The sequence below is a fragment of the Microbacterium sp. cx-59 genome, from assembly GCF_020805625.1.
Taxonomy (GTDB): Bacteria; Actinomycetota; Actinomycetes; order Actinomycetales; family Microbacteriaceae; genus Microbacterium.
Genome location: NZ_JAJHGO010000006.1, coordinates 33,989 through 60,498, shown reverse-complemented (window position 1 = coordinate 60,498; position 26,510 = coordinate 33,989). Strand labels below are relative to the sequence as shown.

Sequence of the window (26,510 nt, the reverse complement as noted above, 5' to 3'; positions counted from 1 at the left end):
ACCTGAACGTACCCAGTGATTGTTGCCTGTGTGTTTCCAGGCCGCAACTGATAACGGGAATGCGCAGTCTGGTCAACCGGCGGCTCGCGCATGTGTCACGCGCGCGTGCGCATCGCGCGCGAGTGATCAAGGTGCACCGGGAACAAAAGTGCATGACACGGCGCTTAGAATCGGTGAGCCGGAGATCTCCGCGATCCCGCGCTACGGTCGATGTCGCCCGATCGCTGCGTGTCGGCGATCGGAGAGGAGAACTCATGGAGCACCACGATCCCTTCGGCTTTGTCGGGCTGACCTACGATGACGTCCTGCTGTTGCCGGGGCACACCGATGTCATCCCGAGCGAGGCCGACACCTCGTCGCGTGTCACCCGCCGCATCACGGTCGCGACGCCGCTGATCGCCGCCGCGATGGACACGGTCACCGAAACGCGGATGGCGATCGCTATCGCCCGTGAGGGTGGCCTCGGCATCCTGCATCGGAACGTCTCGATCGCCGACCAGGCCGCGATGGTCGACCGGGTGAAGCGCAGCGAGTCCGGCATGATCTCGGACCCCGTCACGACGACGCCCGACGCGACGATCGACGAGGTCGACGCGCTGTGCGCGACCTACCGCATCTCGGGTCTGCCCGTGGTCGATCCCGATGGCCGCCTCGTCGGCATCATCACGAACCGTGACATGCGGTTCGTCTCGCACTTCGAGCGCAAGAGCACCGTCGTCCGTGACGTGATGACGAGCGAGGGTCTCATCACGGCCCCGGTCGGGGTCAGCGCGGGCGACGTGATCGCCGCGTTCGCGAAGCACCGTGTCGAGAAGCTGCCGCTCATCGACGGCGACGGCAAGCTCGCGGGCCTCATCACCATCAAGGACTTCGACAAGAGCGAGAAGTACCCCCTCGCGACGAAGGACGACCAGGGACGCCTGCGGGTCGGGGCGGCCATCGGGTTCTTCGGTGATGCGTGGGAGCGCGCGGAGGCGCTGCGCGATGCCGGTGTCGACGTGCTCGTGGTCGACACGGCCAACGGCCAGTCCGCCGGCGTCATCGACATGGTGCGTCGGCTGAAAGCCGACGAGTCGTTCGCGCACATCGACGTCATCGGCGGCAACGTCGCCACGCGTGAGGGCGCGCAGGCGCTCATCGACGCGGGCGTCGATGCGGTCAAGGTCGGTGTGGGCCCCGGCTCCATCTGCACGACCCGCATCGTGGCGGGTGTGGGTGTGCCCCAGGTGACGGCGATCTACGAGGCGTCGCTCGCAGCGCGCGAGGCCGGGGTTCCGGTCATCGCCGACGGCGGTCTGCAGTACTCGGGTGACATCGCAAAGGCGCTGGTCGCCGGTGCCGACAGCGTCATGCTCGGTTCGCTTTTCGCGGGCACCGACGAGTCGCCGGGCGAGATCGTCTTCCAGGGCGGTAAGCAGTTCAAGCAGTACCGCGGCATGGGTTCGCTCGGCGCGCTGCAGACGCGCGGAAAGAAGACGTCCTATTCCAAGGACCGGTACTTCCAGGCCGACGTGCCCACCGACGACAAGCTGATCCCGGAGGGTATCGAAGGCCAGGTCGCCTACCGCGGCCCGCTCTCGGCCGTCGCGTACCAGCTCGTGGGTGGCCTTCGCCAGTCGATGTTCTACGTCGGAGCCCGCACGGTCGACGAGCTGAAGGCCAAGGGCAAGTTCGTCCGCATCACGTCGGCGGGGCTCAAGGAGTCCCACCCGCACGACGTGCAGATCGTGGTCGAGGCGCCGAACTACAAGCGCTGAGTCTGCGAACTTCGTGCGGCTCCTTCGCGGAACACCCGCGCGTCGCCCGGGCGCGTCACTACGCTGACGGTGTGATCCGCCGCCGTTCGCACCCCGACTCGTCCGTCACGACGACGCGCGTTGCGGCGTACACGGATGCGGTCTTCGCCATCGCGGCAACGTTGCTGGTCCTCGATCTCACGACCCGCTCGTTCGGTGATCTGAAGAGCAATGCCGATCTCGCGGACGCGTTGCTCGACATGTGGCAGCCGGTGCTGACGTTCATCGTCAGCTTCGTGATCCTGAGCCTGATGTGGACGACGCACGTCGCGCAGTTCGAGTGGATCGCGCGGATCGACGGGCCCGGTATGTGGATCAACAACATCCGGCTGCTGTTCATCGTGCTCGTGCCCTTCACTTCGTCCTTGTCGACGGACTACTCGCATTTTCTCCTCGGCCGGATCCTGCTGCCGATCAACTTCTTCTTCGCGATCCTGATGAGTTGGATGCAGTGGGGATGGGCCGTGCGGCGTCGCGAGATCCTCGCGCCCGGCCTGTCCGCGGCGGAAGCTCGCCGGGGGAGCGGCGCGACGCTCAGCGCACTCATCATCTCGGCCGCGGTCGTCGTCGCGAGTCCGTGGGTGGGACCGTGGGCATTCTGGCTGTTCCTCGCGGACGGGCTCCTGACCCGCGCCCTCGGCGGTACGCCGGGCGTGCCGGGCCATGAGCGCACGGCCGACGCCGGGCCCACCCGTGAGGACGAGGGCGGCGCCGCACCGGCGCCGCACCCTCGCCCCTGACGTCAGGCCACCGGCGCCAGAGTCGACTCGTCCGCAGCGGTCGCCGGCACCGGGCGGGCGGCGCGGCCAGCGGGAAGCCACAGCGCGGCCACGGCGGCGATCAGGAGGACAGCTGCCCCGATGAAGACGGCGGGACGCGCCGCATCCACGTACTGGTCCGGCAGCAGCGCGCCGCCCGCACCGACGAAGACCGCGGTCATGACGGCGGTGCCGAGTGCGACGCCGATCTCGCGGACGGTCGAGTTGACCCCGGATGCGGTCGCGTGATCGACGAGCCCGAGGGTCGCGAGCAGCGCGGTCGCGGACGGGGCGAAGACGAGTCCCATGCCGATCCCCGCGAGCAGGAACGGCGCGATGAGGACTCCGTAGTCGAGCGTCTCGGAGAGCATGGCGGCGATCCATCCCAGGGCGATCCCCTGGAAGGCGAGACCCGTGACCAGCAGCGCGCGGGTGCCGATCCGGCCGGAGAAGATGCCGGCAAGTGGCGCGACGAACATCGGGGCGATCGTCCACGGCGTCGTCTGCAGCGCGGCTTCGAAAGGCGTCGAGCCCTGCACGACCTGCATGTACTGGATCAGGATGAAGATCGCCCCGAAGGTTCCGAAGCTGAACGCGAAGCCGACGACGTTCGTGAGGGTGAAGGACCGGTCGCGGAAGAGCCGGAGCGGCATGAGCGGCGCCCGGGTGCGCGACTGCCACAACAGGAAGCCGGCGATGAGGAGGGCACCCGCGACGATCTCACCGACCACGCTGAAGGACTCCCAGCCGTCATCGTTGCCGCGCACGATCGCGTGGACGAGAGCGAGCACGCCGAGGCCGGCGAGCACCGCGCCGAAGACGTCGATCCGCTGCCGGCGCCCGAAGTCGTTGCGCAGCACGAGGAGCGCGAGCGGGATCGCGATGATCGCCACGGGCACGTTCAGCCAGAAGATGGCCTGCCAGTTCCACCCCTCCATGACCGCGCCGCCGACGAGCGGGCCGACCGCGACGCCGAGGCCCGACACGCCGCCCCAGATGCCGATGGCGAGCGGTCGTCGTGCGGGCGAGACGCCGCCCGACAGGAGGGCGAGCGAGAGCGGCAGCACGCCGGCGCCGCCGAAGCCCTGCACGGCGCGCGCCGCGATGAGCTGCGTGGGATCGGTGCTGAGCGCCGCCAGCACGGAGCCGATGCCGAAGATCGCGATGCCGGCGAGGAAGACGGTGCGCCGACCGAAACGGTCGCCGAGGGCCGACGCGATGAGGATCGTGCTGGCGAACGCGAGGGTGTAGGCGTTGACGAACCACTGCAGCTGCTCGACGCTGGCGCCGAGATCGTCGTGGAGGACGGGGAGGGCGTTGGTCATCACGAGGTTGTCGAGCGTCGCCATGAACATCGGCAGGGCCGTGGCCGCGACGACGAGTCCGAACGGACGCGGGGAAGGGGGAGTGGACATGAGGTCTCCTGTTTGTAATCGAATGATTACTTGACGAGAGTGACTGTAGTAATCGACTGATAACATGTCAACCATGACTGCGACGGATGCCGCAAAGCCGCGGCTGAGCTCCGAGGAACGCCGGGCCCAGATTCTCGAGGCGGCGATCGCGGTGTTCGGGGCGAAGGGGTACGTGGGCACTACGACCGACGACATCGCCCGTGCCGCATCCGTGTCGCAGCCCTACGTCGTCCGCCTGTTCGGGAGCAAGGAGCGCCTGTTCCTCGACGTGCTCGATGACGCCCTCGGGCAGCTCTTCGCGGCCTTCGAACGCGCCGCCGCCGGCAACCCCGATGAGCCGCTCGAACAGCGACTCGGGCACGAGTACATCGGCCTCCTGCAGACCCGCGGTCTGCATCAGACCCTCTCGCACGCCTTCCTCCTGGGTGCGCACCCGGTGATCGGGCCGCGCGCGCGTGACGGTTTCGCGCGGGTCTGGCAGTACGTGCGAGATCTCGGGATGTCGGCCGAGCGCGCGCAGGAGTTCATCGCGCAGGGGATGATGCTCAACACGCTGATCGGACTGCGGATGGCCGACGATGACGGTAACGATCCCCGGGTGACCGATCTGTTCACCGCGTGCTTCCCCACGGAGAAGGCGGTCGTCCTCCGCCTCGCGCCCCGTGTCGACGAGCCCTGGTGACCCGCCCGTCGCTGTCGTCCCCGGCGGCTAGGCTGGAGGGGTGAGCATGGAGATCGAGATCGGACGCGCCAAGCGCGCTCGCCGCGCGTACACCTTCGATGACATCGCGGTCGTGCCCTCCCGGCGCACGCGCAACCCCGAAGACGTCTCCACGCACTGGTCGATCGACGCGTTCAGCTTCGACATCCCGGTCCTGGGCGCGCCGATGGACTCCGTGGTCAGCCCCCGGACGGCCATCATGCTCGGCCAGCTCGGCGGGCTCGGCGTGCTCGACCTCGAGGGCCTGTGGACCCGCTACGACGACCCCGAGCCCTTCCTCGCCGAGATCGCCGGCCTCCCGGGCGCCGACGCGACGCGCCGGATGCAGCAGCTGTACACCGAGCCGATCAAGCCGGAGCTGGTGCGCGACCGCCTGGCCGAGATTCGCGCCGCGGGCGTGACGGTCGCCGGGTCCCTGACTCCCCAGCGCACGGCCGAGCTGTACGAGACCGTCGTCGCGACGGGCGTCGATCTCTTCGTCATCCGGGGTACCACGGTGTCGGCCGAGCACGTCTCGTCGGTTGCGGCGCCCCTGAACCTGAAGAAGTTCATCTACGACCTCGACGTGCCGGTCATCGTCGGCGGCGCCGGCACCTACACGGCCGCGCTGCACCTCATGCGCACGGGCGCGGCGGGGGTGCTCGTCGGATTCGGCGGCGGCGCGGCGTCGACGACCCGCGCGACGACCGGCATCCACGCACCCATGGCGACGGCGGTCGCCGATGTGGCCGGCGCGCGACGCGACTACCTCGACGAGTCCGGCGGGCGCTACGTGCACGTCATCGCCGACGGCGGAGTCGGCACTTCCGGCGACATCGTGAAGGCCCTCGCGATGGGCGCCGACGCCGTCATGCTCGGGGTGGCGCTCGCACGCGCGACCGACGCCCCGGGGCGCGGGTTCCACTGGGGCCCGGAGTCACATCACCCTCGTCTTCCCCGCGGTCACCGCGTGCAGGTCGAGCAGGTCGGCTCGCTCGAAGAGGTGCTGTACGGCCCCGCGCGGGTCGCCGACGGCACCGCCAACCTGATCGGCGCGCTCCGCAAATCGATGGCGACGACCGGCTACTCCGACCTGAAGGAGTTCCAGCGGGTCGAAGTGGTTGTCGCGCCCTACGGCCGCTGAGAACGCGATGACGTCCGTGGACGAGCAGAACCGGGCGGCATCCGTGCCCGAGGTCTTTCCGCCGACGCTGCGCGAAGTGATGCTGCGGCCGAAGTGGATCGGCGTGCTGCTGCTGTGCCTCGTCGTCGCCGGCATCTTCGCCTGGCTCGGTCAGTGGCAGCTCGCGCGCGCGATCGACACGGCACCGCGCGAAGAGGGCGCGACCGAGCAGGTCATGCCCCTCGAAGACGTCGTGACGCCGGGGTCCTATCTGAGTGATCCTCTCGTGGGTCAGCGGATTGAGGTCTCCGGATCGTTCGTCGCCGACGACTTCATCGTGGTCTCCTCGCGCTTCAACGACGGCAAAGAGGGGTTCTGGGTCACCGGCCAGTTGCGCACGGATGATGCCGAGCCGACCTCGATCGCCGTCGCGGTGGGCTGGGCCGAAACGCGGGAGCAGGCGGATGCCGCCGCCGCCGCGCTGAACGCCGACGCCCCGGCGAACCTCGAGGTGACGGGGAGGCTGATCCCCGACGAGGGTCCCGTACCGCCCTCGAGCGGTGCGGACCCGACCGACATGACGCGCATGTCTCCCGCGGCGCTCCTCAGCCGCTGGCACGACGCCGTCGACCTGAACGTCTATCGCCAGTTCGTGGTGGCCGATGATCCCTTCGGAGGGCTCGTCGACATCCACTCGCCGGCTCCGGATGCAGGAGCCTCGGTCAACTGGCTGAACATCTTCTACGCCGCCGAATGGGTGGTGTTCGCCGGTTTCGCGTTCTACTTCTGGTATCGCCTCGCGAAGGACGAGTGGGAGAAGGAACTCGAGCTTCTCGAAGACGAGACTGCCTGACCCGCACCCTCTCCGGGTGGCGCGGGCGGGGCGGATGCGGCGAACCGCCGCGGGTAGGATGGACCCCATGCCTCAGCCGAAACTCGCCACCTTCCCGGCGATCCGCGGGGCGCTGCGGTTCTATCAGATCTGCTCGATCATCACGGGCGTCGGACTGCTCCTGCTGGTCACCGAGATGATCCTGAAGTACACGCCGCTCGCGGTCGAGGTCTTCGCCGGAGGATCGGGCGGGGCCCTGTGGCTCGCTCCGGTCATCGCCGGTCCCGAAGGCGAACTCGTGTCGACCGGCGACGGGGTCAACCTGTCGCTCGCGATCCTCATCATCCACGGCTGGTTCTATGTCGTGTACCTGTTCGCCTGCTTCCGCGTGTGGAGCCTGATGCGCTGGCCGTTCTGGCGTTTCCTGCTGCTCGTCGCCGGCGGTGTCGTTCCCTTCCTGTCCTTCGTGATGGAGTGGTTCGTCGCCCGTGACGTGAAGCACTACCTCGCCGTCCGCGAAGCGGCCGAGGCCGTTCCCGCATCCGCCGCCGCTACAGAGAGTCCCCGGTGACCGAGCAGACCGAAACTTCCCAGCGTCCCGTCCTGGTCGTCGACTTCGGGGCGCAGTACGCCCAGTTGATCGCGCGCCGCGTCCGCGAAGCGGGCGTCTACAGCGAGATCGTGCCCCACACCGCGTCGGCCGCCGAGATCGCGGCAAAGAACCCGGTCGGCATCATCCTCTCTGGGGGGCCCTCGTCGGTGTACGAAGAGGGCGCTCCGAACCTCGACGGCGGCGTCTTCGAGCTCGGGGTTCCGACCCTCGGTATCTGCTACGGCTTCCAGGTCATGGCCCGCGCCCTCGGCGGTGACGTGGCCAACACCGGCCTGCGCGAATACGGCGCGACCGACGCCACGATCCTTACCGAGGGAACCCTCATGCAGGGTCAGCCGGTCGAGCAGAACGTGTGGATGAGTCACGGCGACCAGGTCTCGCGCGCGCCCGAGGGCTTCGACGTGCTCGCTCGCACCGGCGCGACGGCAGTTGCCGCGTTCGCGAACGACGCGCGTGGCTTCTACGGCGTGCAGTGGCACCCCGAGGTCAAGCACTCGGACTACGGCCAGTCGCTGCTGGAGAACTTCCTGCACAAGGCCGCCGGCCTGCCCGCCGACTGGAACAGCGGCAACGTGATCGCCGAGCAGGTCGAACGCATCCGGGCGCAGGTCGGTAGCGCTCGTGTCATCTCCGCCCTCTCCGGCGGCGTGGACTCCGCGGTCTCGACGGCGCTCGTGCACGAGGCCGTGGGCGACCAGCTCACCGCGATCTTCGTCGACCACGGTCTACTGCGGAAGGGCGAGCGCGAGCAGGTCGAGAACGACTACGTCGCCTCGACGGGCGTGCGCCTGATCACGATCGACGCGCGCGAGCAGTTCCTGACGGCGCTTGCGGGTGTCAGCGATCCCGAGCAGAAGCGCAAGATCATCGGGCGGGAGTTCATTCGCTCGTTCGAGGCCGCGGAGCGCGAGCTCGTCGCCGAGGCGGCGGCCGACGGAGAACCCATCCGCTTCCTCGTGCAGGGCACGCTGTATCCGGATGTGGTGGAGTCGGGCGGCGGCACGGGCACGGCGAACATCAAGAGCCACCACAACGTGGGCGGGCTTCCCGAAGACCTGCAGTTCGAGCTCGTCGAGCCGCTGCGCACCCTGTTCAAGGACGAGGTCCGCGCGATCGGGCGCGAACTTGGCCTGCCGGAGGAGATCGTCGGCCGTCAGCCGTTTCCGGGGCCCGGCCTCGGCATCCGGATCGTCGGTGAGGTCACCGCTGACCGCCTCGAGATTCTGCGTGAGGCCGATGCCATCGCCCGGGCCGAACTGACCAAGGCCGGCCTCGACAACGAGATCTGGCAGTGCCCGGTGGTGCTGCTGGCGGACGTCCGCTCGGTGGGCGTGCAGGGCGACGGCCGCACCTACGGTCACCCGATCGTGCTGCGTCCCGTCTCCAGCGAAGACGCCATGACCGCTGACTGGACGCGTCTGCCCTACGACGTGCTCTCCAAGATCTCGAACCGCATCACGAACGAGGTCCGCGACGTCAACCGCGTGGTGCTTGACGTCACGTCGAAGCCGCCGGGGACCATCGAGTGGGAGTGACCCTCCCTCCCGCCTTCGGGCGGGGCTCGGCACCGGGCGGACCCCGTCGGGTGCTGCTCTGCGTGAGCGGATGTTCGTCGCGCGCCGGAGCGCGCCGATGAGCGCACGGTTCATCCGTCCCACGCGGGTCGACGCGGCGTTCAACGCCGTCGTCGGGTTCTCGACCCGCATCGGGTTGCCTCTCGCGGGGAGCCGCGTGCTGGCGGTACGAGGGCGTTCCAGCGGCGAATGGCGCACGACCCCGGTGAATCCTTTGCGCGTCGGCGGTGCGGAGTACCTCGTCGCACCCCGCGGGCATGCGCAGTGGGTGCGCAACATCCGTGTCTCCGGAGGTGGCGAGCTGCGCGCCGGACGGCGGGCGGTGGCATTCCGTGCGGTCGAGGTGGCGGATGTCGACAAGCCGCCGATCCTGCGCGCCTACCTGAAGGCGTGGGCCTGGGAGGTCGGACGCTTCTTCGAGGGCGTCGACGCGAACTCGCCGGATGAGCGTCTGGCGGAGATCGCGCCGGGCTTCCCGGTGTTCCGGATCGAACGCGTCGGATCGTGAGCGCGCCCGGCGGAGGTGTCGAGTTCCCCGACGCCTGGTACCTCATCCTCGCCAGTCGACTGATCCCCGATCTCGACGGCGGCTTCACCGTGGCGACGCTGGCGCGCGCTCGGCAGCTGGCCGACGCCGGGCGTGAGCCGCTCCTTCTGACGCTGGATCCCGGCCGGCCGGAGAACCACGCCGCCCACCGCGAGGAGTTCGCGCGTCGTGGCGCCATCGCGCGCGCCGATGCGATGCGCAATCTATTCGACGAGGCGTCGTCGAGGGTCGACGGCGGTGCTGCGGACTGGGTGCGCCGTGCGGCACACGCTGGGTCCGTCGATGAGTCGCTCGAGTACCGGCAGGTCACGGATGCGATGGGTCGTCCCGTCGTCGATCTTCCGGTGATCGCCGAGGACCCCGACTGGCACACGTCGGCGGCGCCCGTGGGGGTGCGCGGAGCAGACGGTTCCGTGGTCGGCGTCGTCGACGGCTTCGGGGAGCTGTACCGCGCGTGGCTCGACGAGCTGGTCGCGTCGCTCCGTGCCCGGGAGGACAAGCCCGTCGTCCTCATCTGCGAGTCGCGCCAGCTCGGTGAGCTGCTCGCGCGCTGGCGGCCGGAGGGCGTTCGCCTCGCGCACACCATCCATATCGCGCACGTGCTGCCGCCCTACACGCCGGACGCGCCGGTCAACCCGCTCTGGGAACGCTGGTTCGCCGTCGCCGGTGAGTTCGACGCGGTGCTCTGGCCCACGCCCCAGCAGAAGCGCGATGTCGAGCAGCGCTTCGGCGCGCACTCCGGGTACCTCGTCGCGGCGAACGCCGCCCCGCGCGTTCTGGCGGAGCCGGCGCCCGTCGCCGGGAACCGTATCGTGATGCTGAACCGGCTCGCCCCGGTCAAGCGCGTCGATCACGCGATCCGCGCGTGGCAGAGCGTGCATTCCGTCGTGCCCGCGGCGACGCTCGAGATCTGGGGCGACGGAGTGTTGCGGGACGACCTGCAACGCCTCATCGAGGAACTCGGGCTCACCGCATCCGTCGTGCTCCGCGGGCGGAACGACGCGGGGCCGGTCGTGTTCGACGGCGCCGTCGCGATGGTGCAGTCGTCCGCTTACGAGGGGCAGGGGCTCTCGACGCTCGAGGCGATGAGCCGCGGCTGCCCGGTGATCGCTTACGACGTGCCGTACGGGCCGCAGGATCAGCTGGAGCACGGCGCCGGCATCCTCGTCCCCGACCCCGGTGGCCGGGGTGACATCACCGGGCTCGCCGAGGCGATGATCCGGATGCTGACCGATCGTCCTGGGCGTGACCGGATGGCGGCCGAGGCGCTCGAGGTCGCGCACCGCTTCGCACCGGAGGCCGCCGCCGCGGCGCTGGCCGCCGGCATCCGTCACGCCCTGCGCTGACCCGCGCCCGCCCGCGGAAGCCCTCGCGTGCTCGCGCCGCGCCCGCCCTCGTGCCGCCCTCGTGCCGCCCTCGCTCCGCCCGCGCGTGCTCTCGCCCGCCCGCCCTCGCGCCCGCCCCGCCCCCGCGCCGCCCCCGCCCCCGCGAGGGCGCTCAGCCTTCGTGCTCACGTGTCGCAATCTGTCGCTCCGTGGCGCGTATTGCGACACGTGAGCGCAGAGTAGGGCTGCTCACGTGGCGCGATCGGTCGGTGAGGGCAGCGTATTGCGACACGTGAGCGTTGACGACGCGGGCGAGCACGAGCGACGCGGGCGAGAACGAGCGACGCGGACGACGCGGGCGAGCACGAGCGTCGCGGACGACGCGGGGGACCGCGCGCGCAAGCAGGACGGCGGGAACGACGAAGGGGCCGCCTCGCGGCGACCCCTTCAGTGCGAACCTGCGGCTAGTTGTTGCCGCGCAGGATGGCGAGGATGCGCAGGATCTCGAGGTACAGCCAGACGACCGTCACCATGATGCCGAAGCCGCCGAGCCAGCCGTACTGACGCGGGGCGCCGTTGCGCACACCCTGCTGGATCGAGTCGAAGTCGAGCACCAGCGAGTACGCCGCCATGATGACCACGAGGACACCGATGATCAGGCCGAGCGGGATACCCGCGATCTCCATCGAGCGGAGACCGAACGCGCCACCAGCGAGCGGCACGTTGAAGAGCATCAGTCCGACGTTCAGCAGGCTGAACACCAGGTAGCCGACCATCGCGATCATGAAGACCTTGGTGGCGCGCTTGGATGCGCGCACCTTGCCGCTGGCGAACAGGGCCAGGGTCACACCCACGACGGCGAGCGTCGCGAGCGTCGCCTGAACGACGATGCCGGGGTAGAGGAACTCGAAGAACGCCGAGATTCCGCCGACGAAGAGTCCTTCGAACGCGGCGTACGCGAAGATCAGCGCGGGGCGGATCTTCTTGCGCGAGGTGAAGATGACGACCATCGAGAGCACGAAGCCGACGAGCGCACCGATCAGCATCGGGGCGATCGACGGGCGCGGGTTGGCGGCGGTAACGCCGGCCATCGTCCACATCCAGCCGGCGACCGCACCGACGACGAGCACGCCGAACAGGGCGAGCGTCTTGTGGACGGTGTCTTCGACGGTCATGCGACCGGTCTCGATCGCACCGGCGGGCGGGCCGGCGAGGGCGCCTTCCAGCTGAGCGTGGGCGGCCAGGTCGGCGGACTGCGACGCGGGCGGCGGCACGAGGCTCGCGGCGCGTGCGCCGCCGGGGTAGGAACGCACCGCGCGTTCGTCACGGAACGCGGGATTGTTGAACGCGGGGTTGGATGAAGCCATCGGCTCGATCACACTCCAGGTATCGGGTGACGGCACGGTGCCGTTAACCCACGATATCCGAGTAATTACGGGGGAGACGAGCCGAGACCTGTGAGTGGACTTTGAGCCGCCGATGTGCCCGGCCGGATCGAGCATGAGCGCGACCCTCGCCCGGTAGCCTGAACGCGATGTCTCCCCTCGTGATCGGCCACCGCGGCGCTCCCGGCTATCTGCCCGAGCATTCCCGTTCGTCCTACGAACTCGCGATCGCGAGCGGTGTCGACGCGGTCGAACCCGACATCGTGCCGACGAAGGACGGCGTGCTCGTCATCCGGCACGAGAACGAGATCTCCGGCACGACGGATGTGGCTGACCACCCCGAGTTCGCGCACCTGCACCGCACGAAGGACTTCGCGGGTCACTCGCTGACCGGGTGGTTCACCGAAGACTTCACCTGGGCCGAGCTCTCGACGCTGCGGTGCCGCGAACGTCTCCCGAACATCCGCCGCGCGAGCGCCGCCCACGACGACGAGGATCCGATCCTTCGCCTGACCGACCTGCTCGGCATCCTCGCCTCGGCCGGGCGCCCGGTCGCCATGGTGCTCGAGATCAAGCACGCCGCGTACTTCGCCGCGATCGGCCTCGACCTCGTGCCGATGATTCTGAGCGAGCTCGCCGCATCCGGATGGGCGGATGCGGACGCCCCGCTGATCATCGAATCATTCGAGCCCACCGTGCTCGCGCAACTGCGGGGGCACGGTCTCGCAGGCACCTACATCCAGCTCGTCGAAGCCGAGGGCGCCCCGATCGACCTCCTGCTCACGCAGGGCGCCGCGGCGCCGAGCTACCGGGACATGGTCTCTCCCGCCGGACTCGATCTCCTGATCGACCGGGTGGACGGCATCAGCCTCGATAAGAAGATGATCCTGGCGCCCAATAAGCTCGGCCGGATCACCGGACCTGCCGCCGTCGTCGCCGAGGCGAAGGCACGCGGCCTGCAGGTGTTCACGTGGACCTGCCGGCCGGAGAACCGATTCCTCGCGCGGCAGTTCCGCGTCGGCTCGGAGCCCGCGCAGTTCGGCGACTACGAGGGCGAGTGGGAGATCCTCCGCGCGGCCGCACTCGACGGCGTGTTCGTCGATCACGCCGACCTCGGTGTCGCGTTCTTCGGCGCGTCCGTGCCGGTTCCGCCGCGCGCGTGACGACCGGACCCCGCTCGACCTGACTCGCACCGGCACCGACGCGTGTCGCACACCCGCGTGGCTCTGGCAAGCCCGGATGTCGCGCTCATGCCCTGACCACACTGGGGCATCGAGAGACGGGAGTGCTCATGAAAGCGATGACCTACCGCGGGCCGTACAAGGTGCGCGTGGAAGAGAAGCCCGATCCCCGGATCGAGCACCCGAACGACGCGATCGTGCGCGTCACCCGTGCGGCGATCTGCGGATCCGACCTGCACCTGTATCACGGGATGATGCCGGACACCCGGATCGGGCACACGTTCGGGCACGAGATCATCGGCGTCGTCGAAGAGGTCGGCTCATCGGTGCAGAACCTGCAGCGCGGCGACAAGGTGATGGTTCCCTTCAACATCTTCTGCGGTTCCTGCTACTTCTGCGCTCGGGGACTGTACTCGAATTGCCACAACGTGAACCCGAACGCGACGGCCGTCGGCGGCATCTACGGCTACTCGCACACGACCGGCGGGTACGACGGCGGGCAGGCCGAACGGGTGCGGGTGCCGTTCGCCGACGTCGGACCCACCGTCATCCCGGAGTGGCTCGCCGATGAGGACGCGTTGATGTTGACGGATGCGTTCGCCACCGGATACTTCGGCGCCCAGCTGGGCGACATCGTGCAGGGTGACACAGTCGTGGTCTTCGGCGCCGGGCCGGTGGGCCTGTCGGCTGCGCGCTCGGCGTGGTTCATGGGAGCCGGCCGCGTGATCGTCGTCGATCACCTCGACTACCGCCTGGCGAAGGCGCGCGAATTCGCCTACGCGGAGACGCTCTCGATCTCCGAGCACAAGGACATCGTCGTCGCCCTGAAACAGGCGACCGAGTATCTCGGCGCCGATGTCGCGATCGATGCCGTCGGAGCGGAGGCCGACGGCAGCCTGCTGCAGCATGTGACGGGCGCCAAGCTGAAGCTGCAGGGCGGATCGCCGGTCGCGCTGAACTGGGCCATCGACTCGGTCCGCAAGGGCGGCACCGTGTCGGTCATGGGTGCGTACGGGCCGATCCACGCGGCGGTGAAGTTCGGCGACGTCGTCAACAAGGGTCTCACCCTGCACGCCAACCAGGCACCGGTGAAGAGGCAGTGGCCGCGGCTCTTCGAGCACATCCAGGCCGGCCTCGTGCGACCGAGCGACCTCATCACCCACCGCATCCCGCTCGAGGACATCGCCGAGGCCTATCACGTGTTCTCGTCGAAACTCGACGACTGCATCAAGCCCGTCATCGTCGTCTCCTGAGGAGAAGCCATGCCTTACACCGCAGAGAACCCAAATCCCGGTCCGTCCGTCGAGAAGCTCCGTGCCCGCATCCCGGGGTGGGGAGTCGATCTCGACACGGCCGACCGGCCGTCGTTCCCGCAGGAACGTTTCGATCTTCCGCCGATCGGTGCTCATTGGGACGAGCCGGAACGGCAGCCGGACGATCCCGGTCGGGAGCGCTCGATCGAGCACGCGATGCTCACCCCCGTGTACGGCACGGCGCAGCCCCTTCACGGGCTGTCCGGTGCCATCCGCCGCTCCGCCTACGCGCGGTTCAGTGAGGGTCGGGCTCGGCACTGGCTCCTGCTCATCGCAGCGGATCGGGTGGAGGCGGCCGGAGCCCACGCGCGGTCGCTGTTCACGCTCCGCCCCGACAACCCGATCACCGAGACCGGCATCCTCGCCGAGCGGCGCTCCCGCCCGCTGTCGTCGCGGTACGGCCGCGGGCGGGTCGACGCGCGGCACACCTGGATGGACCCGCTCCTGGTCGCGGGGCCCTGGGTGCTCGCCGCGGCAGGGCTCTGGAGCATCGCGGCGCGCCTCCGCCGACGCTGACCCCGCTGAGCGCCCCGTCCGTCGCGGACGGGGCGCTCAGCGGGTGCGGTGATCTTCAGCGGTCCGAACCGCCCGCGGGCGGGTTCAGGTGCCGGATGCGGCGTCCCTCGGCCACATCCGCCCGCTCCTTTTCCTGCGTCTTCTCGATCTTGCGGGTGTCGCGCGGGGGCAGCTGGATCTGCTCCTCGGCGGCGATGCCGGCCTGGAGCTGCCGACCGCGTTCCAGCTCGGCGTCGAACTCCGCCCCGAACAGGATGGCGAGGTTCGCGATCCAGAGCCACAGCAGGAAGATGATGACGCCAGCGAGCGACCCGTAGGTGCGGTCGTAGTGGGAGAAGTTCGCGACGTAGATCCCGAAGCCGAGCGTCGCGACCGCGAGGATGACGAGGGCGAACACCGCGCCGAGGCTGATCCAGCGGAACTTCGGCTGCTTCGCACTGGGAGCGCCGTAATAGAGGATGGCGAGGATCAGCACGACGATCGCCACCAACACCGGCCACTTCGCGATACTCCAGATCGTCAGCGCCGCCTCGCCCAGCCCGAGCGACGATCCGACGGCTTCCGCGATCGGGCCGGACACGACGAGGATGAGGGCGGCGAGGGTCACCAGTGCGACCGCGATCACGGTGAGCAACAGCTGGACGGGCTTCAGCTTCCAGACCGGTCGCCCCTCGTCGATCTCGTAGATGCGATTCATCGCCCGACTGAACGCACTGACGTACCCCGAGGCCGTCCAGATGGCCAGCACGATCCCCAGGACGAGGGCGAACCCCGCACTCGGTGACGAGGAGAGCTCCTCGATCGGCGCCCGGAGGCTCTCCGCCATCCCGGGGGCGACCTCGTCGATGATCCCGAGGACCGTCTCGGCGGTGCTCTCGCTCTGCCCGACGACGCCGAGCAGCGAGAACACCGCGAGCAGTCCCGGGAAGAGGGCGAGGACGCCGAAATAGGTGAGCGCGGCGGCGATGTCGGGGCACTGGTCCGTCATGAACTCTCGGACGGTCTTGCGCAGAACGTACTTCCAGGATCGCCCGGTGAGGTCATCGGGCGAGTCCGGCTTCCGGGCCTCGGCGGATGCGGCGGTGCTCTGCGCGCGAGCCGGGGTACTGCTGTCGTTCACGGTTCTCCTCAAATAAGAACGGGGGCGATGCGGCACCGGCCGCACCGCCCCCCGTTCGGTGATCACTGCGGGGCGGTGACGTTCTCGCGGGCGTCGTGCGCGCGGTCGCCGACCGTCGCGGCGGCGCCGGTGGCGGCGTCCTTCACGTTCGAGACGGCTTCGGTCGCGCTGTCCTTCACGGCGGCCGCCGCATCCTGCGCCGGTTCCTTCAGCTGCTCGCCGACGTCTTTCGCGACGCTCGATGCCTCGTCGAGGAGCGGCTGGGCCTGGTCCTTCACGGTTGCCGCGAGGTCCTTCTCCTTGCTCGACGCCGGAATCAGCGAGGAGAGGAGGAGGCCCGCGCCGAGGGCGATGAGGCCGACGGCCAGCGGGTTGCCGCTGGCTTTGGCGGCCGCGCGGTGCCCGGCGCCGGAGACGCCGGCGAGGGCGGATGCTCCGGAGTCCGCGAACGAGGAACCGGCGTCGTGGATCGACGAGCCGGCGTCGTCGGCGACACCCATGACGCGGTCGCGCACCGAACCCAGCGCGCCCCGCATCTTGTCGGTCTGGCGGTGCACGATCTTCGACGGGGTGACCTTGTCGGCGAGGGCGTCGACGTTCTGTCCGAGATCGCGGCGGGTGCTTTCGATCTCAGCGCGGATGGCTTCGGGTGAATCGCTCATCGGTTCTCCTCATTTCTCTTGATGGCGTCGGGGATCTCTTTGAGCGTGTCCACGGTCAGCGGTGCTCCCTCGACGTTCTTCATGTTCTTGCGGCCGCTGCGGAGCAGAATGGCGGCGATGATCGCCCAGATGACGGCGACGATGATCGCGGACCAGACGAGACCCGTCAGGAAGCCGAGTCCCCACCACAGCGCCATTGAGACGAAGTAGATCGCCATGAGGCCGGCGTACCCGCCCGCTCCGAGGAGACCGGCGCCCTTGGATGCGTGACGAGCCGACTCGGAGAGCTCGGCCTTCGCCAGCGCGATCTCCTGACGCATGAGCGTCGAGAGGTCGCGGGTCACCTCGCCCAGCAGATCGCCGAGCGAGGTCGTCGCGGCCTGCTGCTCAGAGGGTGTCGGATCGGTCATCGCGAGGGCCTCCTGTCGGGGTGGACTCCGCCCATGCCGCGCGCGACTGGTCGTAGACGGGCGTCGCGTCCAGCGGAGCGGGAGCGGGAGCAGCAGCGGGTGCGGGTGCGGGTGCGGCGCTCGCCGTCTCGGATGCCGCGGCGTGCTCGTCCTTGGCGTTCTCGCCGAGGGCGCGCACGAGACGACCGACGACGAGTCCGGTGACGGCGGCGATGCCGATGAACATCCCGGGCTTGCGGCGGGCGTAGGACTTCACTTCCTCGAGCAGGGCCGCGGGATCGCGGTCGCCGATCCACGTCGCCACGTTCGAGACCCGGTCGGAGGCCTGGCGGACGAGGTCTGCGCCGATGCCCGGAGACTCGGCGCCATCCGCCAGAGACGAAAGCTCGTCGCCCACGGTATGCAGTCCCGACGCGATGCGCTCCTGCTGCGTTGCCGCTTGGTCCGCCAGCTGCCGCTGCGTCTGCGAGTACAGGTCCTTGACCTGCGTGACGGCCTCGTGAGCGACCGTGGAGACTTCGCTCTTGCTCGTCTCGACGACGTTCCCGGCCTCGTGCACGGCGGTGTCCGTGAGTTCGGATGCTTCGTGCTTCGCCGTGTCGACGGTGCCCGAGGGGGCGGACGATTGTGCGGTCGGCGCAGCGCTCGACCCTTCGCCGTAGATGTTCGACATTGTGTTCCTTTCGATCACCGATCCGGAGGATCGGGGGAGGGGGTGGAGTGCGGCGCGGATCCTGTTCTCGCACAGGACACCCGCGCCGCGAGGCGCGAGGCCTACTTGGTGCTGAACGTGTCCTTGATGACGCCGGCCGCCTTGTCGACGATGTTCGGCTTCGGGTCGGTGCCGAAGAACCGCGGGTCGGGCTGGGTGGGGGGCGGCATCGGCACGCTGGAGTCGGGGCCGGCGAGGTAGGTGAATTCCCCCTTGCCGTCGGGCGTCGGCCCGGAGGCCCAGGACCCCTCGGCGGCCGCCTGCCCGTCGGAGAAGTTGATGTACTGGTAGCTCACATCGCGGTTCTCCTGCGAGATCGGGAAGTTGCTCGGTACGGGCAGGTCTTCCACACCTTCCTCGCGAAGCTCCTGGACGGCGCGCGTCCACTGGTTCTGATGCATCGTGTCGCGAGCGATCAGGAAGGAGAGCAGGTCGCGCACGCCGTGGTCGTCGGTCATGTTGTAGACCCGCGCGGCCTGGATGCGTCCCTGCATCTCGGCGTTCACGTTGGCGGTGAAGTCGGCGAGCAGATTGCCGCTCGCGGTGACATAGGAACCCTGCCACGGGTTGCCGTTGCTGTCGACGGGACGAACGCCCGCTCCCGCGACGATCGCTGCCTGCACGTCCATCCCGCCGATGACCGCACCGAGTACGGGGTCGGCCGCCGCGGCGGCTTCGGACTGTTCGACCGGCGCCTTCTCGAGAAGCTGCGCGATCATGATCGCGAGCATCTCGACGTGGCCGAATTCTTCGGCGCCGATGCCGTAGAGGACGTCGCGGTATTTGCCGGGCACGTGCGAGTTCCAGGCCTGGAAGCCGTACTGCATGGCCACCGAGATCTCGCCGTACTGGCCCCCCAGCAGCTCCTGCATCCGCCGCGCGAGGATCGCGTCGGGTTTGCTCGGCGACGCCTGGAACTGAAGTTCCTGCTTGTGGAAGAACATGAAAACCCTTCGGCTCGACGGGACCCGTGCGGGTCGTGGGATGGCGACGTTACGGCCGCCCGGAAAGGCGTTTATGCACTGGTGGGATGGCGTCGGAAGGAGTAGCCTCCGCGGCCGAGTGCGCGCGCGTGGGATAGGTCGTGGGAGCGCGCACACGGCGAAATGTCAACCCCCTTTGTGAGGCGCGGAGCCCGGCTTTACGGTGGCCGCTCTGCGCGGCTCCGAGGCATTCGGAATGCGCATTTTCCATACGAGTGAGGGGGATTCATCAGTGGGAAAGTTGTTGTACAACTCGGGGGAGTTCCCGTTCGACATCGACGATCGGACGCTGGCGCACCTGCGGGTGGTCTTCATGAACAAGCTGCGGCGCGGGGAGCCCTTCATGTTCCAAGTTCCCGACCCGAACGGCATCGGGACGCGCAGTGTGTGGATCAGCGCCGGGGTACCCGTGTCGTTCCAGTTTCTGGGGAGCCGTGCTCCGTCCATTGACATGCGATGGATCGACGAGCTGATGACCGAGGCGAACAGCCCCAACGGCTTGACGTGCTCGTCGGAGCCGGCCTATGTCACGGCCGAACTCCAGGCGGCCGCCCGGCTCGATCTCTCGTCGAGCCGGGGCTGAGGAGGGCCGCCGCGGCTGCTCGCGCGTAACGGATCTGGTCTCCGAAGGGAAGATCGGCCGAGAACCGATTGCACGGGATACACCTGACCAATGGACAGGATTCACTATGCGGGCGACTCGTGTGCGACGGGCACGGACATCGCGCGAGCGTTGCTCGACTACGCGCAGGCTCTCGCCCAGACGGGCGGCTCCGCGACGGTCGACGTTCCGACGATCAACGACGACGGATCGCGGGGGCGCTCGCAGTTCTTGGTCGGCCCGTCGAGCCAGTTGATCTCGAGTGCGGAGGCCTCGACCTACGACGAACTGATCGATGAGGAGTTGGTCGCCTTCCTGCGGGGAGAAGCATCGCGATTGCGCATGTACGGCCCGGCGGCACCCTCTGCGGAACTCGCTGACGCCGACCAGCCGGAGGCGTGGACCGAGTACGGAGTCTGAGCTCCGAGAGGTGGCATCCGCGCGACGAGCTTGCTAACATATTCGTAGTTGAGTCGTGGGAACTCAACTACACGACCGGAAGGAGATCTTTCATCATGGCTATGACTTTTGACCCTTTCAGCGAACTCGACCGACTGGCCGCAGGGCTTCTGCAGTCTCGTCCGGGTCCGCGCACGATGCCCGTCGACCTCTACCGTGACGCCGATCGGTACGTCGTGACCGCCGACCTTCCCGGTATCGACCCGGGCTCGGTCGACGTCGATGTCGACGGCCAGTTGCTCACGATCCGCGCGCAGCGCACGGCCGGCAGCGCCGACGGCGCGAAGTGGCTCGTGCAGGAGCGTCCGGCCGGCACGTATCTTCGCCAGTTCAGCATCGGCGAAGGCGTCGACACGGCCGGAATCTCGGCGAGCTACGACAACGGCGTGCTGAGCGTCGTCATCCCCGTGAGCGAGCGCGCCAAGCCCCGCAAGATCGAGGTGCAGAGCGTGGCCGCATCCGAGACGCAGAAGACGCTGACGAGCTGAGGCTCGACACGAGAAAGGCGCGGACCGATCGGTTCCGCGCCTTTCTCGCGTATCGGCTAGGCGCGAAGCGCACCGTCGATGAGATCGAAGACGCGCGGATCCCAGGTGAGTGCGCGGTCCCAACTCAGGCCAAATCGGTCCGCGAAGTAGATGCTGTGCACGTCGTCGACCTCGTGGATCGTGCGGCGGGGGAGGACCGCATCCGAGACCTCCCGCGCCGACGCGCTGCGCAGTGCCACCAGCCCGTCGTGCGGCCAGAGCGTGGGCGGTTGGTCGGCGGACGCGAAGAACGACCCGCCGATCAGCGTCACGGAGATGTCGTCGAGCGCCCCGCGTTGGGTGTCGTTCCACCCGTCGGCGCCCGCGAGGAATGCGTGCGAGACCTGGCCGGCGGCGCCCTGCGACACCCGGTCGGCGTATTCGCGCGATTGCTCCAGGATGGCGATCGTCGCCGGATCCTCGTGGGCGTCTTCGAGGCGGATGTCGCCCGCCAGGACATCGCCGAGGAGTGACCCGGACCACGGCGTGCCGAGGGTGACGAGTCGGCTCAGCGGCGCGACCGAGGGATCGGCCCGGCTCTGCCCGAGCGCGGCCCGCGTGAAGAGGCCGCCCATCGAGTGCGCGACGACGTCGATCCGGTCGAGATCGAAGGTGGCGGTCAGGTGAGCGAGGAAGGTATGCAGCGCGTGTCCGGCGTCCGCGATCGTTCCCGCGGCATTGATGGTCATCGCGGCGGGGAGTTCTGCCGGCACATCGGAGAATCCCTGCCAGCCGGTGTCGTCGGCGACGGTGCCCGGCCCGATGCGGGCGGGAGCGGTGAACACGGCGTGCCCGGCGCGTAGGAGGTGCGCGCGCATCGCGGTCATCGTGTTGCCCGCGGCCAACCCGGTTCGGGCGCCGGCATCCGGCGTGGTGAACGGGGTGACGGCAGCGCCACCGGAGACGAGGACGACAGCGTGCACGTGACTACTGTGACAGACGCGATGAGGGCGCGAACGCACCGCATCCGACTCGGCCGGTCGGGGTGCTCCGCGTCACGCCGAGACCCGCACCGTGCGGCCGCCGAAGACGACCAGATCGCCCACCCGCAGCTGTCGCCCGCGGCGACGCTCGACGTCGCCGTTGACGCGGACCTCGCCGTCGACGATGGCTTCTTTGACGTCGCCACCGGAGTCGAGAAGACCGGCGAACTTCACGAACTGTCCGAGGCGGATGCCGTCTTCGCCGACGGACACATCGCGGATCGGGGTCGGATTCGTCATCCTCGAATGCTAGTGAACACCGGTCGTCCGCGCGCGGTGAGGCGTCAGCGTGGGCCGAGCGAATCGATCGCCGCCTGGATCTCTGCCGCCCACCAGTCCGGGCGTTCGTGCTCCTGGACGAGCTCGAGCGCTCGCTGAAGGTCGCTCCGCGCTTCGTCATGCTTCTGCAGGCCGAGATGCGCGAACCCACGGTGACGGTACGCCCGGGCGAGGAAGTCCGGTTCGTGCGGAAAGAACGATGCGTCGTCCATGATCCGATTCGCGACGTCTTTGGCGTCGGAGTAACGCTCGAGGCGGAGAAGCGCTTTCACCGCGATGGCCGTCGTCACGCTGTTCGAGGAGTACCACTCCCGGATCGAGAAATCGGCCTCGTGCTCGTCCAGCACCCGACGCATCTCGAGGGCTTCGCCGAGCGCGCCCTCCGGATCATCCGGCATCATCGCGATGGCTATCCAGTATCTGGTCTGCACTTGGGCTTCGGGAGAGCGTTGTTCTCGGGCCTCCGCGAGAGCCTGTCGCGCACGCGCCAGGGCTGAGTCGAGCTCGCCGCGCCGGGCGCTGCTCCAGGCCAGCGAGATCAATGCCCACATGGCGACAGTGTCTGCCCCTGCCGCCTCCGCCGTCGAGCGCGCCCGAAGGGCGATCTCTTCGGCGACATCCGCATCCCCGTCGATCAGTCCGAGCTCGAGCGCCGCCATCATCTGCAGCTGGTATGCCAGGGCACCCTGATCGCCCAGGTGCTCGGCAGCAGACACCCCGATCTGAGCGACCGTGCGCCAGTGTCGATACCCGAGCCATCGCTCCGCGAATTGGGTGAGCGCCCGCGCCGTGTCGAGGACGGCGACCTGCGACTCCGCGGGTGTCGCCGCCGAGACCTTCAGTGCTTCGAGCCAGGTGTCTGCCTCCGTGATCAACCACGCTCGCGCCGAGGCGAGCGTGACTTCTCCGGGCATCGCGGCAGCATCCGTCTCTTCCGTGCGCAGCGCCATCTCGCGCGTCATCGTCAGCGTCCATTGCCGAAGCCGGGTGCGCTGCGCATCGATCTCGCGCGAGTCCTGTTCGGCCGACAGGCGGCGGTCGGCGAAGATCCGAAGGAGATCGTGAATCCGGTACCGGTCACCGCTCAACGACTCGAGCAGGGCGAGATCGGTGAGTTCGTCGAGCACTTCCCGCGTCGTCTCGTCGTCGAACGGGTGGAGGGACGCGACCATATCGGCGCGGAATGAGGCGCCGGTGATGAGGGGGATGCTGCGGAAGACCTGTCTCGACCGTGCCGTGAGCGCCTCGTAGGAGAGGGCGAAGGTCGACTCGACGCGCAGATCTCCCGCGACGAGCTGGCGGAGCCGCGTGGCGTCCACGCGCAGCCTTCGTGCGAAATCCTCCACGGTCCATGCGGGACGCGACGAGATCCGGTTGCCGGCGATCCGCAGTGCCAGCGGGAGGTCGGCACACAGCTCGGCGAGCTCGGCGAGCTCCCCGGATGATTGTTGCGACGGCGCGATCATGCGGGCGAGGAAGTCGATGCTCTCGTGCCGGGCGAGGGAGCCGAGGACGACGCGCTGGCAGCCCTCGAGTCCCGTCAAAGACCGCTGCGAGGTCAGGACGATGCGCACCGCATCGGATGCGGTCAGCACGGGTCGCACCTGCGCTTCGTTCGTGACGTTGTCGAGGAGGACGGCGAAGGACTTGTTCGCGCTTGATCGCCGCCAGGCCGCGACGGCGTCGTCGATCGTGTCGAGTTCGTCGTCGACGCCGATCTGACGCAGGAGCGCCTGCAGCACCTGGAGCGAGGAGAGCGGAAGCGTGTCGGGAGTGTGGAGAGTGACGAACAGGATGTCGGCGCCGCCCGGGATGGCGCGGTGGAGCGCCTCGAGCGCCAAGGTCGTCTTGCCCACGCCCGCCGTGCCGGTGACGACGACGGGCGTCGGAGGGGTGCTCTGCGGCGACAGGACCGACGCCAGAACGCTCATCTCCGCCTTCCGCCCACTGAAATCCGGGAGTCGGAGCGGACGGACGGACACCGGCGGACGATCGAGGGCCGCGCCGCGTCGACCCGGCCGCGCCGCGCTCAGAAACTCGGTGCGCTCCTGGTCGGCCAGGTGCAGCCCGTCGGCGAGCGCGATCACGGTACGCCGCTGCGGGCCGGCGCTCATCCCTCGCTCGATGTCGCTGATCGTTCGCACGCTCACCCGAGATTGCTCCGCGAGACCCTCGATCGTGAGGTCGGCGCGTTGGCGACGGCGGCGCAGCAACTCTCCGAACGGGTGCGACACGCGGTCTCGTCTCCTTGCGCGGGGGACGTCGATGCGGTCAGGGCCTCGTGGGCGTGCGCGGGTCGGCTGTCCCACGGATGACCTTTCCAGATCCGGCGCAGCCCCGCAAAACTGCCTCGGAGATGGGGGCTGCGGGTCGTCGATCCGTCAGGCGCGCGACTCGATCTCGGTGGCGGCGTCGAGCAACAGGTCGACGATCGGCGCCGGATGCGTGTGCATGACGAGGTGCGGTGCGTCCAGCTCCAGAATGCGTCGCGCCAGAGCCCGGCGGCATCCGAAGCGCTGCAGTTCCGGATGGATGACGCGGTCAGCGGCGGAGACGACACCCCAAGTCGGCAGGCCCCGCCACGCGACAGCTGCTGCGCGCTCGGTGAGAGCGGAGACCGCGATCGGCCGCTGCGAGACCGCCATCACCTGCGCCTCATCATCCGAGACGCCCTCCGCGACGAGGAGAGGGAACCTGTCGATGTCGACACTGAGTTCCGTGCATTCCTGGCCGTCGGAGAGGGGGGAGGCGACCAGATGGGGAGTGGCCTCGGCGGCGGGAAACAGATCGCGGAGTTCGGCGATGCTCTCGCCGCTGTCGGGAACGTAGCCGTTCACGAACACCGTGCCCGCCACGTTCGATGCGGATCCGGCGACGGCGACGACCGCGGCGCCGTAGTCGTGTCCGACGAGGATGACCGGCCCCTCGACCTCGCGGGCGATTCGGCGGATGTACCCGCCGTCGCCCGCGAGGCTGCGCATCGAGACCGGCGGCGCGAGCACACGACATCCGCTTCCGAGAAGACGCAGGGCGATCGGCCACCAGCACGACGCATCGGTGAACGCGCCGTGCACGAGAACGTAGGTGACACGAGAGGACATTCGCCTGCCTCGGAAGGGTCGGAGCAACCCTCCGAAGCTACGCCGGAGCCCGCGCCGCACGACGCGACAGTCGTCGCGCACGTTTCGACACCCGTCCGTTGACGTGTTCGTATCGGCGCGACTCGCGCTCGGCGCCCGTGCAGAAACTGCGACGCAGCATTTCTGCCTGCTTTCTGCATGGCGCTCACCAGCGAACAGCGGTGCAATGGACTCGGAGACCATTCCGCCCTCGGGTGGCGGTCCCGCGCATCGGCCCACCACGCTGATGCGTCCCGCGACTCGTCCGACAGGGGAGTGTGTGATGAAGAGTATTGCGCTCGTGCAGTACGGGGATCCACTCGCCTCGCTCCGGGATGTGGTCGAGGAGTTGTCGTCGCTGCTGGACCGCACGGTGATGATCCGCACCACGCAGCCCGCGGTCACCGTCCGCAGCAACTCGTCCGCGAGGATGACTCGCGGCCTGCGTACGTTGCACGCGGCAGAGGACGAGATCGAGCTCGACGTGCCGGTGCACGGTCGCGCGGGGCTCCTCGCTCACGTTCTCGTGCTGACCGGCGCCCGCGGGCCGCTGCCGCACGGGCACCTCGACGCGCTGGATGCCGCGACCTCCCTGGTTCGGGCAGCGCTCGACGACCCCGCGCTCCCGGCGTTGCCCGGTCGCGACGATGTGCTCGGCGACCTCCTCTCGGACGATGCGACAGCGCGCCGGGCGGCGCTTTCGGTCGCGATCGAACAACGCTGGGTTCGTCGAGGGGCGGGGATGAGGATCCACGCCGTTCGCGTGGACGCGGCGGTCAGCACCGTCATGCTGGTGGCGCTGGGTCGTCGGCTCTCGACGTCCCGGCACCTGCCCTTCGCGTCCCTCGGAGTGAGGAAAGGCACGCTCTACCTGGTGAGCGAGCCCACCACCGCGCCGCTCGAGGACGCGATTCTCGCCGAGGCGGCCGGTCACGGCATCCGCGTGCTCGGGATCGGCTCGGCGTCTCCGTCGGCGGGCGCGGAAGACCTCGAGCAGGCAGCGTACGAGGCATCCTGCGCCGCGGAGCTGTCGGCCACGTTCGACGAGTTCCAGCCCGGAGTCGACGTCAGCGCGCTCGGCGGGTGGCTGCTGCTGGCGTCATCGGCGGCCGAGCCGTCGCAGCTGAAGGTGATCTCGCCCGCCGCGCACGCCCTCTACTTCGAGGGCAGCGAATACCAGCGCCGCACGATCGAGACGTACCTCGACGTCAGCGGGAATGTCGTCACCGCGTGCGGGATCCTCTTCATCCACCGGACGACCCTGTACTACCGGCTCGAAAAGATGCCGCCGGTCGTCCGCGATGCGCTCGCCGACGGCATGAAGCGCAGCACTCTGCACCTGGCGCTCAAGTTGATCCGGATGTGGGAGGCCACCGGTCGGCTGTGAGGCGTTCGTGACTGCGGTCGGGCAGCCGTTCCCGCAGGTGAAGCTCACTGCCGAGAGTCGAGGGCGTCTGATCACATCGGAATGACGACGGATGCCTCAGACGGACCGCCACGCCGCTCGCTTCCCCCCGTACGCGTCCAGTCGAGGTCAACAGCGGCGCTCAACAGCACTTCTCCGCCATGACGGGATC

At 68.9% G+C, this 26,510-nt stretch carries 27 protein-coding genes; 16 read left to right on the top strand and 11 right to left on the bottom strand.

Translation table 11 applies throughout. The annotated features are described in order from the left end of the window. Nucleotides 1–254: 254 nt before the first annotated feature. On the top strand, nucleotides 255–1,757 hold the full coding sequence (guaB, locus tag LMI96_RS06720) for an IMP dehydrogenase (protein WP_223721766.1): 1,503 nt from the start codon (nucleotides 255–257) through the stop codon (nucleotides 1,755–1,757). Between the two features lie 71 nt (nucleotides 1,758–1,828). After that, nucleotides 1,829–2,536, top strand: coding sequence for a TMEM175 family protein (locus LMI96_RS06715; RefSeq protein WP_228360926.1), 708 nt, complete (start codon nucleotides 1,829–1,831; stop codon nucleotides 2,534–2,536). A gap of 2 nt (nucleotides 2,537–2,538) precedes the next feature. Here LMI96_RS06715 and LMI96_RS06710 read toward each other — a convergent pair whose 3' ends face one another. Then, nucleotides 2,539–3,969, bottom strand: a complete 1,431-nt coding sequence (locus LMI96_RS06710) for a DHA2 family efflux MFS transporter permease subunit (RefSeq protein WP_228360925.1) — start codon at nucleotides 3,967–3,969, stop codon at nucleotides 2,539–2,541. Between the two features lie 64 nt (nucleotides 3,970–4,033). On the opposite strand from LMI96_RS06710, the gene LMI96_RS06705 reads away from it, so the two are divergent. The 7 genes from LMI96_RS06705 (at nucleotide 4,034) to LMI96_RS16305 (ending at nucleotide 10,704) form a co-directional block, all read left to right on the top strand. Next, a complete protein-coding gene (locus LMI96_RS06705; protein ID WP_223721769.1) occupies nucleotides 4,034–4,651 on the top strand; it encodes a TetR/AcrR family transcriptional regulator in 618 nt (205 codons plus the stop codon). Nucleotides 4,652–4,697: 46 nt separating this feature from the next. Next, nucleotides 4,698–5,813, top strand: a complete 1,116-nt coding sequence (locus LMI96_RS06700; protein WP_223721887.1) for a GuaB3 family IMP dehydrogenase-related protein — start codon at nucleotides 4,698–4,700, stop codon at nucleotides 5,811–5,813. A gap of 79 nt (nucleotides 5,814–5,892) precedes the next feature. Next, nucleotides 5,893–6,645: an SURF1 family protein gene (locus LMI96_RS06695; protein WP_228361027.1), complete on the top strand. Its 753-nt coding sequence runs from the start codon at nucleotides 5,893–5,895 to the stop codon at nucleotides 6,643–6,645. Between the two features lie 67 nt (nucleotides 6,646–6,712). Continuing rightward, nucleotides 6,713–7,195, top strand: a complete 483-nt coding sequence (locus LMI96_RS06690; RefSeq protein ID WP_228360924.1) for a DUF3817 domain-containing protein — start codon at nucleotides 6,713–6,715, stop codon at nucleotides 7,193–7,195. Further along, nucleotides 7,192–8,772 carry a glutamine-hydrolyzing GMP synthase gene (guaA, locus tag LMI96_RS06685; protein ID WP_228360923.1) on the top strand — a complete coding sequence of 527 codons (1,581 nt, stop codon included), beginning with the start codon at nucleotides 7,192–7,194 and terminating at the stop codon, nucleotides 8,770–8,772. Before LMI96_RS06690 ends, guaA begins: the two co-directional genes overlap by 4 nt. A gap of 97 nt (nucleotides 8,773–8,869) precedes the next feature. Next, complete coding sequence (locus LMI96_RS06680) at nucleotides 8,870–9,319, top strand: nitroreductase/quinone reductase family protein (protein ID WP_228360922.1); 450 nt, start codon at nucleotides 8,870–8,872, stop codon at nucleotides 9,317–9,319. Beyond that, nucleotides 9,316–10,704, top strand: coding sequence for a glycosyltransferase (locus tag LMI96_RS16305; protein ID WP_228360921.1), 1,389 nt, complete (start codon nucleotides 9,316–9,318; stop codon nucleotides 10,702–10,704). Before LMI96_RS06680 ends, LMI96_RS16305 begins: the two co-directional genes overlap by 4 nt. Before the next feature lie 443 nt (nucleotides 10,705–11,147). Here LMI96_RS16305 and LMI96_RS06670 read toward each other — a convergent pair whose 3' ends face one another. Further along, nucleotides 11,148–12,050, bottom strand: a complete 903-nt coding sequence (locus LMI96_RS06670; protein WP_228360920.1) for a Bax inhibitor-1/YccA family protein — start codon at nucleotides 12,048–12,050, stop codon at nucleotides 11,148–11,150. A 167-nt stretch (nucleotides 12,051–12,217) separates the two neighbouring features. Here LMI96_RS06670 and LMI96_RS06665 point away from each other — a divergent pair, with 167 nt between their 5' ends. The 3 genes from LMI96_RS06665 to LMI96_RS06655 all read left to right on the top strand — a co-directional run bounded on the left by LMI96_RS06665 (nucleotide 12,218) and on the right by LMI96_RS06655 (nucleotide 15,078). Beyond that, nucleotides 12,218–13,231 (top strand): glycerophosphodiester phosphodiesterase family protein, encoded by a 1,014-nt coding sequence (locus LMI96_RS06665; RefSeq protein ID WP_223721775.1) that lies wholly within the window; start codon nucleotides 12,218–12,220, stop codon nucleotides 13,229–13,231. A gap of 128 nt (nucleotides 13,232–13,359) precedes the next feature. Further along, the gene (locus LMI96_RS06660) at nucleotides 13,360–14,502 is read left to right on the top strand and encodes a zinc-dependent alcohol dehydrogenase (RefSeq protein ID WP_228360919.1); all 1,143 of its coding nucleotides are present in this window, start codon (nucleotides 13,360–13,362) and stop codon (nucleotides 14,500–14,502) included. A gap of 9 nt (nucleotides 14,503–14,511) precedes the next feature. Next, on the top strand, nucleotides 14,512–15,078 hold the full coding sequence (locus LMI96_RS06655; RefSeq protein WP_228360918.1) for a hypothetical protein: 567 nt from the start codon (nucleotides 14,512–14,514) through the stop codon (nucleotides 15,076–15,078). A gap of 55 nt (nucleotides 15,079–15,133) precedes the next feature. Here the strand turns inward: LMI96_RS06655 and LMI96_RS06650 are convergent, their stop codons facing one another. The 5 genes from LMI96_RS06650 to LMI96_RS06630 all read right to left on the bottom strand — a co-directional run bounded on the left by LMI96_RS06650 (nucleotide 15,134) and on the right by LMI96_RS06630 (nucleotide 18,926). Further along, entirely contained in the window at nucleotides 15,134–16,198 is a 1,065-nt protein-coding gene (locus tag LMI96_RS06650; protein ID WP_228360917.1) for a YihY/virulence factor BrkB family protein, read from the bottom strand. 62 nt (nucleotides 16,199–16,260) lie between these two features. Next, nucleotides 16,261–16,860 carry a DUF3618 domain-containing protein gene (locus LMI96_RS06645; RefSeq protein ID WP_228360916.1) on the bottom strand — a complete coding sequence of 200 codons (600 nt, stop codon included), beginning with the start codon at nucleotides 16,858–16,860 and terminating at the stop codon, nucleotides 16,261–16,263. Beyond that, the gene (locus LMI96_RS06640) at nucleotides 16,857–17,270 is read right to left on the bottom strand and encodes a phage holin family protein (protein WP_223721780.1); all 414 of its coding nucleotides are present in this window, start codon (nucleotides 17,268–17,270) and stop codon (nucleotides 16,857–16,859) included. Before LMI96_RS06640 ends, LMI96_RS06645 begins: the two co-directional genes overlap by 4 nt. Then, nucleotides 17,248–17,943, bottom strand: a complete 696-nt coding sequence (locus LMI96_RS06635; RefSeq protein WP_228360915.1) for a hypothetical protein — start codon at nucleotides 17,941–17,943, stop codon at nucleotides 17,248–17,250. Before LMI96_RS06635 ends, LMI96_RS06640 begins: the two co-directional genes overlap by 23 nt. Nucleotides 17,944–18,044: 101 nt before the next feature. Beyond that, nucleotides 18,045–18,926, bottom strand: coding sequence for a manganese catalase family protein (locus LMI96_RS06630; RefSeq protein WP_223721782.1), 882 nt, complete (start codon nucleotides 18,924–18,926; stop codon nucleotides 18,045–18,047). 271 nt (nucleotides 18,927–19,197) lie between these two features. Here LMI96_RS06630 and LMI96_RS06625 point away from each other — a divergent pair, with 271 nt between their 5' ends. The 3 genes from LMI96_RS06625 (at nucleotide 19,198) to LMI96_RS06615 (ending at nucleotide 20,513) form a co-directional block, all read left to right on the top strand. Beyond that, a complete protein-coding gene (locus tag LMI96_RS06625) occupies nucleotides 19,198–19,548 on the top strand; it encodes an ATP-dependent DNA ligase (protein ID WP_228360914.1) in 351 nt (116 codons plus the stop codon). Nucleotides 19,549–19,638: 90 nt separating this feature from the next. After that, nucleotides 19,639–19,986, top strand: a complete 348-nt coding sequence (locus tag LMI96_RS06620; RefSeq protein ID WP_223721784.1) for a hypothetical protein — start codon at nucleotides 19,639–19,641, stop codon at nucleotides 19,984–19,986. Between the two features lie 95 nt (nucleotides 19,987–20,081). Continuing rightward, entirely contained in the window at nucleotides 20,082–20,513 is a 432-nt protein-coding gene (locus LMI96_RS06615) for an Hsp20/alpha crystallin family protein (RefSeq protein WP_223721785.1), read from the top strand. A gap of 56 nt (nucleotides 20,514–20,569) precedes the next feature. Here LMI96_RS06615 and LMI96_RS06610 read toward each other — a convergent pair whose 3' ends face one another. The 4 genes from LMI96_RS06610 to LMI96_RS06595 form a co-directional block, all read right to left on the bottom strand. Then, nucleotides 20,570–21,475 (bottom strand): triacylglycerol lipase, encoded by a 906-nt coding sequence (locus LMI96_RS06610; protein ID WP_228360913.1) that lies wholly within the window; start codon nucleotides 21,473–21,475, stop codon nucleotides 20,570–20,572. Nucleotides 21,476–21,547: 72 nt separating this feature from the next. Beyond that, on the bottom strand, nucleotides 21,548–21,775 hold the full coding sequence (locus LMI96_RS06605; protein WP_228360912.1) for an RNA-binding S4 domain-containing protein: 228 nt from the start codon (nucleotides 21,773–21,775) through the stop codon (nucleotides 21,548–21,550). Nucleotides 21,776–21,819: 44 nt separating this feature from the next. Further along, entirely contained in the window at nucleotides 21,820–24,048 is a 2,229-nt protein-coding gene (locus LMI96_RS06600) for a helix-turn-helix domain-containing protein (protein ID WP_228360911.1), read from the bottom strand. Between the two features lie 147 nt (nucleotides 24,049–24,195). Then, nucleotides 24,196–24,915 carry an alpha/beta hydrolase gene (locus tag LMI96_RS06595; protein ID WP_228360910.1) on the bottom strand — a complete coding sequence of 240 codons (720 nt, stop codon included), beginning with the start codon at nucleotides 24,913–24,915 and terminating at the stop codon, nucleotides 24,196–24,198. Between the two features lie 301 nt (nucleotides 24,916–25,216). On the opposite strand from LMI96_RS06595, the gene LMI96_RS06590 reads away from it, so the two are divergent. Continuing rightward, nucleotides 25,217–26,320 (top strand): helix-turn-helix domain-containing protein, encoded by a 1,104-nt coding sequence (locus LMI96_RS06590; RefSeq protein WP_228360909.1) that lies wholly within the window; start codon nucleotides 25,217–25,219, stop codon nucleotides 26,318–26,320. Nucleotides 26,321–26,510 lie beyond the last annotated feature (190 nt).

Excerpts from the sequence above, each read along its gene's own strand:
- LMI96_RS06705 (WP_223721769.1), top strand. The coding sequence starts at position 4,034 with ATGTCAACCATGACTGCGACGGATGCCGCAAAGCCGCGGCTGAGCTCC.
- LMI96_RS06640 (WP_223721780.1), bottom strand. The coding sequence starts at position 17,270 with ATGACCGATCCGACACCCTCTGAGCAGCAGGCCGCGACGACCTCGCTC.
- LMI96_RS06620 (WP_223721784.1), top strand. The coding sequence starts at position 19,639 with ATGGACAGGATTCACTATGCGGGCGACTCGTGTGCGACGGGCACGGAC.
- LMI96_RS06710 (WP_228360925.1), bottom strand. The coding sequence starts at position 3,969 with ATGTCCACTCCCCCTTCCCCGCGTCCGTTCGGACTCGTCGTCGCGGCC.
- LMI96_RS06700 (WP_223721887.1), top strand. The coding sequence starts at position 4,698 with ATGGAGATCGAGATCGGACGCGCCAAGCGCGCTCGCCGCGCGTACACC.
- LMI96_RS06655 (WP_228360918.1), top strand. The coding sequence starts at position 14,512 with ATGCCTTACACCGCAGAGAACCCAAATCCCGGTCCGTCCGTCGAGAAG.
- LMI96_RS06670 (WP_228360920.1), bottom strand. The coding sequence starts at position 12,050 with ATGGCTTCATCCAACCCCGCGTTCAACAATCCCGCGTTCCGTGACGAA.
- LMI96_RS06630 (WP_223721782.1), bottom strand. The coding sequence starts at position 18,926 with ATGTTCTTCCACAAGCAGGAACTTCAGTTCCAGGCGTCGCCGAGCAAA.
- LMI96_RS06595 (WP_228360910.1), bottom strand. The coding sequence starts at position 24,915 with ATGTCCTCTCGTGTCACCTACGTTCTCGTGCACGGCGCGTTCACCGAT.
- LMI96_RS06665 (WP_223721775.1), top strand. The coding sequence starts at position 12,218 with ATGTCTCCCCTCGTGATCGGCCACCGCGGCGCTCCCGGCTATCTGCCC.
- guaB (WP_223721766.1), top strand. The coding sequence starts at position 255 with ATGGAGCACCACGATCCCTTCGGCTTTGTCGGGCTGACCTACGATGAC.
- LMI96_RS06695 (WP_228361027.1), top strand. The coding sequence starts at position 5,893 with ATGCTGCGGCCGAAGTGGATCGGCGTGCTGCTGCTGTGCCTCGTCGTC.
- LMI96_RS06590 (WP_228360909.1), top strand. The coding sequence starts at position 25,217 with ATGAAGAGTATTGCGCTCGTGCAGTACGGGGATCCACTCGCCTCGCTC.
- LMI96_RS06660 (WP_228360919.1), top strand. The coding sequence starts at position 13,360 with ATGAAAGCGATGACCTACCGCGGGCCGTACAAGGTGCGCGTGGAAGAG.
- LMI96_RS06680 (WP_228360922.1), top strand. The coding sequence starts at position 8,870 with ATGAGCGCACGGTTCATCCGTCCCACGCGGGTCGACGCGGCGTTCAAC.
- LMI96_RS06645 (WP_228360916.1), bottom strand. The coding sequence starts at position 16,860 with ATGAGCGATTCACCCGAAGCCATCCGCGCTGAGATCGAAAGCACCCGC.
- LMI96_RS06605 (WP_228360912.1), bottom strand. The coding sequence starts at position 21,775 with ATGACGAATCCGACCCCGATCCGCGATGTGTCCGTCGGCGAAGACGGC.
- LMI96_RS06635 (WP_228360915.1), bottom strand. The coding sequence starts at position 17,943 with ATGTCGAACATCTACGGCGAAGGGTCGAGCGCTGCGCCGACCGCACAA.
- LMI96_RS06690 (WP_228360924.1), top strand. The coding sequence starts at position 6,713 with ATGCCTCAGCCGAAACTCGCCACCTTCCCGGCGATCCGCGGGGCGCTG.
- LMI96_RS06615 (WP_223721785.1), top strand. The coding sequence starts at position 20,082 with ATGGCTATGACTTTTGACCCTTTCAGCGAACTCGACCGACTGGCCGCA.